Consider the following 10,257-nt stretch of genomic DNA (forward strand, 5'->3'; position numbering starts at 1 on the left):
ATAATTAGATTAGTTACTAATAATTTTCTTGGTGGCGCGGTGTTATGACAGCCCTTGAACCTGTTACCTTCAGAGACATCATCGACGCGATCGCTACCTTGCCGGTTATCAACTTTCCCGAGAATTCGAGTCAGTTGAATAGCAATAAGCGGGAAGTGAGTTGCAACAAGCGCCTCCGATTGTCCAGAAAAAGATTGAGCCAGATTTTGTTTGCCATCAAAGAATAGAAGCCAGCTAGCCTACTTGACGTAAAGCGCTCTTTCCTGGGTTATTGTCAAAATCCCTTTTATTCCTAAACAAAAAATAGCCCAAAGGAAGTGGAATGGATTTTGGGGCCGGATTGTGGAAGTTGGAGCGACTTTGAAAGTCGATATGGGTTCAGAGGTGGTGTCGCTCTTTCACTCGGATGTGGTGGCGATATTGAACCCAACGCCGAGTTTTTGCTCAATAGCTGAGCGAATTCTCAGGCTGCAAAGCTTCGGCACGGTGTACGAGTTTGGGAAAATAGTCTTGAACAGGATGCAGAGAAAAGTGGTTTGGGATGCAGCAGCGCTAGCTTATCTGGATGCTGTGGAACAGGTGGAATTGGCGCGACGGGCGATCGAACAGGCTTTATAATGAGGCTCTCGTTTACTGGCACTAAATTCGTAATTAGTGATCGGTTTCTTTAATTCCGAATTATTTGGCCATTAGCTTGTACCTTTAATTACGAATTATTCAGTCACCCCTCGTTCGGACGATCGCACAACTGTTCATTGTTTACACGCCAGCGATCGCCCCCACAATCTTATCCTTTACGCGGCAGACGGCAAATTTTCAACTTCTTTCCCCAAAAACCGTCGATCGACGATTTCTCTGTAAGCTTCTAAATCAGGCTGCCAATTTTCTAGAAGCTGGTACAAGTGTTGCAGTTTCTCGCCTTCTAATTCGCCTGCTATTTCGTACTGGAAGCTACCGGAGAACAATACTGCGGGAGTTGGCTCGGCCTCTTGCAGTTGCAACAAAGCTTCGGCAACGCTCAGGTTGAGTTCTCCTTGTTCCAGAGAGTAAACTAAATTGACAGCAGCTTTTACGGGAGCTTTCCCTACATCAGACCAAGTGCCTTTCGAGAGTAAAGTGGAGGTGATGAACTCGCGCGCCGCATTTTCATCTCCCCCTTCAAAGGTAACGAAACTTCTCGGATTGATGCTCAAATTTTGATAGTCGGTGCGGGGTAGTGCTTCAACGTACTTGCGGATAATGGCAGGAATTTTTACGTCTTCTTGTGATTTTGTAGAGAGAGATTCGATGAAGGTGATGGCGTTCGATTGGGCGACGATATTGATGCCGTTGGTGAAGGCAACTTGAGAGATTTGGGGACTGAAAACGGGAGGGCGGGCGAGTTCCCAATCGGCGGGGACGATGCCGCTGTATTTGAGGAAATCCGAGTTGAGGAGGGTGGGAGAGTGGTTTTTGGCTGTTAGGGATAGGGCTAGTTCTTGGATGGTTATTTTCGGTGTCATGGTTGCTGGTAGAGCGATGTTTTGTTGTATTTTATACAGGGTTGGCTGCTTTTGTACAGGGGGAAGTTCATTTCCACTCAGCATCGAGGTTGTGCGAGCGTTCAATTTTTCCTTTTACGGTAAATTTTCCCAAATAGAAACCCAAGCCTGAAGAACTTGGTTTGGAGCTATTCGATTATTTTCTAATAAGGTTTTTATGATTCCTAAACGCAACTTTAATTTTTTTAAACTCCTGAGTTCCTCCATATCTGATTCAAGTTTTTGAGATATCGCTTCGGGGATATTATCTCTAAAAAGTTTTTTCCAAACAGAAGCTTTAGCTAGAGTATCTTCGTAAGAAAATTCTAAATTTTCAAAAAAACAACTTATAATTAGTGCCGGATCTAGAACAGGATCGTCAACCCTCGCTCCGAGTTGCAATATCATGTATAAACGCAAGTTCATTAACGATTCTATAAGGGATTCTCGAATAGCTCCATTAGAGCGGTTCCGAGCTAAAAAGTTATAGACTAAAACTGCTATCTGCGCCCAAATTAAACTTGACTGACGGTATTCCTCAGATTTAGATGCCAGATCGCTGGCTTTAAAGGCAGCAGTTTCGGCTAGCCCAAGCCAGTTAAAATTTATGGGCACTTGTTGTCGATCTTCCCAAACGCTGTTCAGCCAAGATTGCACTCTACTGGGTTCTTGTTGTAACAGATTGTTCAAAAAAATTACTGCTTCATCATTCATAGAACTCAAACCTATTTGCTAACTTAATTTTGTGAAAACAAATATTTGTCCGATTTGGGGATTTTTACTACTCTCAAATTCGATCAATTATTGTTCGGGGTGACAGATGCAATCCATTTAGTTCAAAAGCAGCTCTACCAATGTCTAAACTTATACCGTTAGGTAAGTAGTGACCGCTATGATTTGTTATTTCTAGGACAAAGTATTGATTTCTACTTCCCGCAATCATTGCCTCCCCAGCAGCCAAAACTGGTTCGCCGTTATTGATAACAGAATGTGCAATTTCTCGCCCATTTACTATTGCAGGGATAAAAAATAGTTCTCCCGTTTCTGTAACAGCCCATTTTACTTTTTCTCCTGTATCAATCATTCTATCAAAAGCAGGATTTCCTGCTTTTAAAGGTTTAACATTAAGCCGTCGTGCTAAAGCAAGCTCTTGAGGCAAATTATCAGGTAGAGTATTAGGAAAAGAAAGCTTTTTCGCACCCACACCTTTCCGTAGGAAAGATAGGGCAACTGGACCAGTGACTAAGCCAAAGCCTATCGCCATTGAAATAACTAAATCTGCCGTACTATAATCACCTTTGTTAATAGTAGCTCCGATTAGATGGCTACCACTCTCCCACTGTATGCCCGCTAAAGTGTTAGCAATATCCGCTGCCGCTTGAGCCTCACCCGCGCTAAACAAACCAGTCGGATCGGTATATGTAACCGGATTTGCATGAGCGTAAAGATACTTATGCAGCGACATCGGATCTTCAAAGCTGCCCTCATAAGTATCCCGCCGAGTAAACCGCCCCACGCTTTGGTTGTAATACCGCTCTCTCAAATAGTATTGACCTAAGTCTTCATCAAGCTGCTCTCCTGCAAACAAGTAGTCATTCTCTACATTACCAGCAGAAGCAATTAAATTGCCAAACGCATCGTAACTGTAAGTATCAGTCACCACACCCGACGCATTCGTCAGCCCCCTCGTACTCCCCAAGCCATCAACTAAATAATACGAATCATTAACTCCCCGTTCCTGACTAATCAAATCCAACCCATAAACGTAACTAGCAATCAAAGCATCATTAACAGATTCCTCTAACACCTGAGCGTAAGGAAGATTCTTATCAACCAAATACTCAGTAGTCACCCCATTAACAGTCTTGCTAACCCTCACCCCATCCGCATCGTAAGCATAACTAATATTCTCGCCCGTCGGAGTTTGAACGCCAATCAAACGATTCTCTTGATTCCAAGTATAAACCGTCTCTTGAGTACCGTTCTCAATCTTGCGAGTAGTATTCCCATTCGCATCGTAACGATACTCAGTCGTCTTAACCAGCACCCCATTCGGCCTCAATTCCTCCTTCAACAACCTATCATTATCATCATAACTATAAGTCGTCACCCCACCAACAGAATCAGTCTTACTCAACCGATTCCCCACAGCATCGTAACCGTAACTAACCGTCCTCTCAACCGTTCCCCCAGGTGCAAAGATTGTCTCTGACCTCAAGCGGTACAAATCGTCGTATTCGTACTCAACCTTGCGCCCGTTCTGTTCGGTAACAACTCGCCGATGCCCGACAGGATCTAAGCTATAATCAAAACTTTGAAGCGTCGCACCATTCCTTTGATAAGTCAACAACTTCAACCGATTCAACTCATCATAAGTCCGACTTTCCACCACCCCATTCGGTAACTGTGTTCGTTCTAAATTCCCCTCAGCATCGTAGAAATACTTCGTTTGGGCCAAATCCGGGTCAATCACTTTCTCCAAACGATTTTGCTCGTCATATTCGTACTGAGTCAACCCAGCAGGAGTTCTCACAGAGGTGCGATTGCCCGCAGCATCGTACCCGTACTCAATCGTCGCCCCGCTTGCCAAATACGGGCCATCTGGGTCAATTCTCGATACCAACCTTCCCAATTCATCGTAATTAAAAGTAGTCGTTTCCTGCCCTTTGACAACAGTCTTAATCTGCCCGCCACTCGTGTAAGTAAACGTAACGGGAGATTCCCCAATAACAGAAAACTGTTTGTTCGTCAAGCGATTTTCAGCATCGTAACCGTAGGTAATAGTATTACCATTAAAATCAGTAACACTTTGAACATTACCCGCAGCATCATAAATCGTACTCGACCTTTGATTTAACGGCAACTCAACAACAACCCGACGACCGTTTTTATCGTACTCAAACTCAGTACGACTATCTTTAGCATCCTCCTGCCAAATTAACCGCCCAGCTTCATCGTAACCGTACTCGGTTCTCAGATTGACTGGATTGGTTCCCGACTGATTCAAAGTCTGCACTACCGCAGTCAATCTACCCAAAGCATCGTACTCGTACTTGACAGTTTTCCCAGCCGAATCAGTAGTAAAAATGCGGCGACCCAAACTATCATATTCAGTCTTGGAAGTCGGATTGTCTAAAAGGTTGTTAGGAGTAGCATCGGGATAAACAGTCTTCACCAACCGACCTAAACTATCGTACTCATAACGAGTCACCCTTCCCAACGCATCAATACTAGCAACAGTCCGTCCCAACTTATCGTATTCAGTACGACTTCTCGGATTATCAGAATTATCAGGCGTAGCATCAGCATAAATAACCGATTCAAGCTGACCGTTAATATTGTAACGATACTCAGTCCGATTTCCCCGTTCATCAATCTTAGCTTTCACCTCACCATTCTTGTAATACTCAGTCTTACTTCTGGGATTGTCCGACAGGAAAGCAGGCGAAACATCGAGATAAATTACCTTAGTCCAGTCTATTGTAGCAGGAGTTTGATTCGGTGCAATTGCTTGAATCAACTGAGAAAGCGTATCCACTGTATCGGCATAAATCGTCTCAACTAAGCGTCCAGCATCATCGTAATTGTAGTGAGTTACCGAATTATCCCGGTCAACACTAGCCCGCAAGCGCCCGCCCTTATCGTAAATGTTAATTGTACGGGAATTGTCAGCGGGATTACCGAGAGTATTGTCGGGATAAATGGTTTCAACAAGCTGACCTTTACTATCGTAGCGGTATTCGGTTTTGTTGTTGCGGGCATCGATTACAGCAATTTGATTGCCGTTAGCATCGTATTTGTACTCCGTTACCTTATTTTCAGCATCAGTAACTTTCGTAACTTTACCGTTACTATCGTAATCGGATTTAGTAACTAAAGTTTGCATCCCCGAAGGAGTAGTTACAGTGCGAGTTTCTGTTTTACGGTTGCCGCTGCTGTCGTAAGTGTAAGTTGTTGTATTTCCTAAAGCATCTTTCACTGACAGTACGTTACCAGAACCATCATAAGTAAAGTTAGTAACTTTGTTAGTAGCATCGGTAAAGGTGAGAAGATTTCCCCTCATATCGTAGCTGAACTTACTAACGTTGCCCTTCGCATCCTTAGTTGACAGCAAATTCCCGCTAGGAGAATAAGTATAAGTAGCAGCATTCCCCAGCGCGTCGGTTTCAGTCAAAACCTGCCCGCGACTGTTATAAGTCCACCGCGTAATATTCCCTAACGGGTCTTTTTCAGTTAACTTATTCCCCTTAGCGTCGTAAGTCCACTCAGTCTTTTGCCGCACCTCAACCGAATTGCCAGCAGCATTTAACTCGCTAGTAATAACAGTCTCAGTCAGAACATTATTATCCCCATCAAAAGTCCTATCAATCCTCTTCCCTAACGGGTCAATCTCAGTTAAAACGTTCCCCCGACTGTCGTAAACGTAAGTCGTCTCCTTCCCGAAAACATCCTTAACTTTCTGAATCGAATTATTAGGATCGTAAATCAATTCCACCGCAGAACCGTTGGCATCCACCATCTGCTTCAAACGCCCGGATTCGTCGTACTCAGTCTTGACTCCACTCCGTCCCAACGAATCAATTACCTCCGTTAAAAAGTGCGGTCTGTCCTCATCTCCATAAACAAACCGAGTAGCATTATTCTCCCTATCCTTAACAGCAACCAAATCCCCTTTCGCATCGTATTCGTACTTAACCTTCTTCCCATCCGGGTCAACAACACCGACAATCCTCCCAGCAACATCCCTCTCAAAAGTCACCGACTTACCAGTCGAACTTGCAATCCCCGCATCGCTAAAAGTCAGCTTATTCCCATTCGCATCAGTAGCAGTCAATAAATCCCCAGATGCCGCATCAATCTCGTAAACCAATCCCTCCTGAGTCGTCAACACATAAACACTACCAAAAGCAGGATTTTCGGGATTGAAAGGCTGCCCGTTGACTCCGTAATACTCGCCGTACTCATTCCGTATCAAATTCGCATCCTTAACCGTCAGAGTCACCGTCGAACCCTTCTGAGACTCAAAAGCCGGCTTGTACATCATCGCCCCCGGCCCAGCAGCCCCTAAATACTGATTCAAATGACTCGGAGTCGGCTTAAAAGTAAAGGTTTCCCGCTTCCCACCGGGTAGGGTGATGAATACCTTAGTCTTGCTATCAAATGCTGCGGTATTGATGCCCAATTCTTCGTAAATCGGGTCAGCTTTTAGCGAAGTCTTCAAATCAGTATCCCGGAACTCCATCCGCCAGCCGTAGCCAAAATCATCGCTAGAATTCGCATTCAAAGAATCGTAAGTCCGAGTCACGTTAATCGGAATTCCCGCCACCGGAACCGTCAAATCGGTAAAGGATAAGCGGAAGTTTCCTAACTTCAAATCACCAGCAACATTCACCGTCCTTTCAGTAGTCGAACCGTTACCGTTGGTATCTATTGCAGTGAATTTGAGAACGTAAGCGCCGTTAGCCAAAACAGTCGGGTCAAATGTCGCAACCGTTCCATTGCTGACAGCAGCAGTTCCCCGATAAACCTCCTTAAATCCTCCGCCATCGCCCGGAATTTGCCCGCCACCAACCGGGGCTACTTCCAATGTATAGTAAGCTAAATTGCTGTCGCTAATCGTGCCGGTGATATTGAATGGCGCACCGATATCTGCATCATCTTCTAGAGTAATGTTGATAGTTGGCGCGTTGACATCGCTAGTATCAATTGCTGCTACAAAAACAGTCGCACTTCCAGCATTCCCAGGTAAAGAAGCTGCTGTCCCCGAAGTATTCCGCAAATTACCAAAACTATCGTAGTTAAACTGAGCCACACCTTACTAATATCAGTCTACAATCAATTGCAAATCGCTCAAAGCCAATTTGAACCCACGAGATGCTATATTATTTCCTATCGTTCCGTATCCTTCCAATTCTTTGTCTTCCCAAGGGAGATAAATAAAATCCCCAATCTCGTCTGGATATTGCACTTTTACTACTTGATGCAAGTATCGAACGCCATAAAACTTATTGATGAAGCCAAAAACTGCTGTGTCTCCTAAACCGAAAGGATTATAGGGACTATGCGCCAACCAAGTACCGTCTAGGCATTCTTGTAAATAGCCCAAAAGTATATTTTCAAAAAAAACGCATTGGCGAGAATCTGCTGTAATTATTAACCCTTTTCTACGCATTTCTGCAACCTCTGGTTCCGGCACAACAAGTCCTTCCCGGTCATATTCACAGTCTAATTCTTGAGTCAAAGTAAAAGTGTAATCTTCCAAAGAATCTGGTGTAGAGTTTATGGCATTTTTTAGCGGTAGGTCTGTTTTTTCTGGCTCGGAAGGCAAAGAAGGAACATCGCCAACTGCCTGCGGATATTGTACTTTGATTACCTGATGCATGAATCGCACTGCATAAAATTGATTGATAAAGCCCAAAATTTCCAGTGGGGGCTCGAAATATGAAGTGCTTGCCAGCCAAGAGCCATCCAAACATTCTTGTATAGCCCCAAGAAGTGCCTTTTCCGAGACAATAACTTTATAAGGGTATTCTTTGAAGATCGCTCCTTTTTTCCGCATTTCTGTAAGTTCTGGCTCCTGCCAAATAACTCCTTTACGATCGTATCCGTAAGACAAATCTCTGCCAATATAAAAACGATATTTTTCGAGATTCTGTATTGGTAATTTATGATATTCGTAGTTATTATTAGGCATAAAATCACAATTATTCTTAACAAAAATAATTAAAAAACATAGCAATTATATTCTTTAACTATTAGTTTGTGTTGACTCGGCTCATCAAACAATCTAGATATCACCCTGAGAACAAAAAACTTAAATTCAGTCAATAAAGTTAGCAAGAACTAAAATTACTCCTTGTTGGAATGCTTTTTTCGCCATCATTTGCCTATCTGATTTTGAGATACCGCGACCACGCTCATCAGGTGCTCCCGGCATAGCTTCTAGTAATGAGATATAAGAAACAAACGGGAAAAGCTGATTTTCTCTGGCGTAGTTAGACATGGCTTGCCATTGGTTATCGTTTTCTTTTATATCCTTTCGTACAGCAGCTTGAGTCAATTTAATATCACCGATGAGATATGATTTTGGATTTTTCGGTGCATAGTTACCTTCTATAAATACAAAGTCTGGGCGAGAACCCCCCCCCCTATTCTCTTCTACGATTCTACGAGTCTGGGGGTCGTTATAATTGTAACAATCGAAGCCACTCCTTGCATCTCCATTTGTCTGTACTTGTGGGAAAAACCGTAAACTATTTATTAAAGGAAGACCCTCAAAATACTGGCAGATTGTGTCGTCTAAGAAGTCTTCAAATATGTTACCATCACGGGCTTTAAGAAGATCTTTTGCCAGGTTTGTACCCGGCATAAAATTGCCGAACGCACTCATTACAATATTACCTGTGGTTTCTCCCAATTTGTCCAAAACGTAGTCTTTTGCTTCAGCTCTTGCGTAGGTGTTAATAGCAGCCAAGGCACTTTGTGTATTTATTGTTGAATTAAGTTCAGCGATCGAAAACATCCCCGTAGGATCGCTATAAACATGAGGATTGTTGTAAACAAACTGATAGGGATTGCTACTCTCAGGTTCCATCTCAATCAGCTCGATCGGATCGTAACTCATAAACCGCCCCGTCTCAGGGTCATAATACCGCGCCCGGAAATTATACAAACCAGTCTCCTCATCCAACCACTGTCCCTGGAACCGGAAATCCCCACCCGCATTCCCAGGTAAAGAGGCCGCTACCCTTGACCCATTCCGCAAATTGCCAAAACTATCATAATTAAACTGAGCCATATCTCAAAAACCTTTTGCTTCAATCTTCCTTTGCTCCACACTCTAAAAGAAGTTGAATAATCTCTTGATTTTTTTCTTGTTTCGCACGGCTGAGCGCAGTATAACCCCCAATATCTTTGGCATTAATATCAGCACCAGCTTCCAGCAAAAGCTTAACTGCCCTAATACTTCCAGAAACAGCTGCGTTTGCTAAAGCCGTCCAACCTTTTTTTGTTCTTACATTCACATCTGCTCCTGCTGCCAAAAGAAGTTCAATAATTGCGACTTGGTTGTCATCTGTTGTCACTGAAGTTATGTGTGAGAATCGTGCGAGTCCCGCACCTTGAGCAGCCATTGTTAATGGAGTTTCATGCTGATCTTCTGTAAAACAATTTGCATCAGCTTTATGCTCTAACAAAAGCTTTACCACAGCTACCCGACCCCAGTATGCAGCTATAGTAAGAGCTGGATTTTCGTCTGAACCAATTGCATTAACATTAACTCCACTTTGAATAGCAGCAATAACTGCCTCAACATTGCCCATTGCAGCAGCGGATATGAAGTCTTCTGTCAAAGTATCATCTAATCTCTGGCGACGCAGTAAACCTTCAGAAAGTATCTCTTCTGCTTTTTGTCTTAACTGTGAAGAAGTTAAGGGCGCAAGATAGTCAAAAATTTCCTGTAATCCCCAGTAGGCTGCATCCCATAAAGCTGTGTATCCACCCGTCTCAGCGTTGACATCAGCTCCCGCTTCGACCAGCAATCTAACAACATAAATATCTGCGGCTCGAACTGCTTCCATAAGCGCAGTTGTATTATCATCAAGTCTAATATTAATGTCAAATCCGCTTTGGATTAGCTCTTCTAAATTTTTGGTATTCCCCCTAAAAAAATCACAGACTGCCGATTCTAGTAAATCCTTATGTTTCAGGGGGGACGAATTTTGCATGGTTTTTAATA

The 10,257-nt window shown here is 43.4% G+C and carries 8 protein-coding genes; 2 read left to right on the plus strand and 6 right to left on the minus strand.

Translation table 11 applies throughout. From position 1 onward, the window contains the following. Positions 1-44 precede the first annotated feature (44 nt). A complete protein-coding gene (locus tag QUA16_RS21075; protein ID WP_333105577.1) occupies positions 45-227 on the plus strand; it encodes a hypothetical protein in 183 nt (60 codons plus the stop codon). A 115-nt stretch (positions 228-342) separates the two neighbouring features. Continuing rightward, the gene (locus tag QUA16_RS21080; protein ID WP_333105578.1) at positions 343-618 is read left to right on the plus strand and encodes a hypothetical protein; all 276 of its coding nucleotides are present in this window, start codon (positions 343-345) and stop codon (positions 616-618) included. Between the two features lie 176 nt (positions 619-794). Here the strand turns inward: QUA16_RS21080 and QUA16_RS21085 are convergent, their stop codons facing one another. The 6 genes from QUA16_RS21085 to QUA16_RS21110 form a co-directional block, all read right to left on the minus strand. Continuing rightward, positions 795-1,607 carry a hypothetical protein gene (locus tag QUA16_RS21085; RefSeq protein WP_333105579.1) on the minus strand — a complete coding sequence of 271 codons (813 nt, stop codon included), beginning with the start codon at positions 1,605-1,607 and terminating at the stop codon, positions 795-797. Positions 1,608-1,616: 9 nt separating this feature from the next. Then, positions 1,617-2,234, minus strand: coding sequence for a hypothetical protein (locus QUA16_RS21090; RefSeq protein WP_015211664.1), 618 nt, complete (start codon positions 2,232-2,234; stop codon positions 1,617-1,619). Positions 2,235-2,307: 73 nt separating this feature from the next. Continuing rightward, positions 2,308-7,332, minus strand: coding sequence for an RHS repeat-associated core domain-containing protein (locus QUA16_RS21095; protein WP_333105580.1), 5,025 nt, complete (start codon positions 7,330-7,332; stop codon positions 2,308-2,310). Positions 7,333-7,344: 12 nt separating this feature from the next. Then, entirely contained in the window at positions 7,345-8,214 is an 870-nt protein-coding gene (locus QUA16_RS21100; protein WP_333105581.1) for a hypothetical protein, read from the minus strand. Between the two features lie 126 nt (positions 8,215-8,340). Beyond that, entirely contained in the window at positions 8,341-9,318 is a 978-nt protein-coding gene (locus QUA16_RS21105; RefSeq protein WP_333105582.1) for an RHS repeat-associated core domain-containing protein, read from the minus strand. Between the two features lie 19 nt (positions 9,319-9,337). Continuing rightward, positions 9,338-10,246, minus strand: a complete 909-nt coding sequence (locus tag QUA16_RS21110) for an ankyrin repeat domain-containing protein (protein WP_333105583.1) — start codon at positions 10,244-10,246, stop codon at positions 9,338-9,340. Between the last annotated feature and the right edge of the window lie 11 nt (positions 10,247-10,257).

The organism is Microcoleus sp. S13_C3 (genome assembly GCF_036700905.1).
Lineage (GTDB): Bacteria > Cyanobacteriota > Cyanobacteriia > Cyanobacteriales > Microcoleaceae > Microcoleus.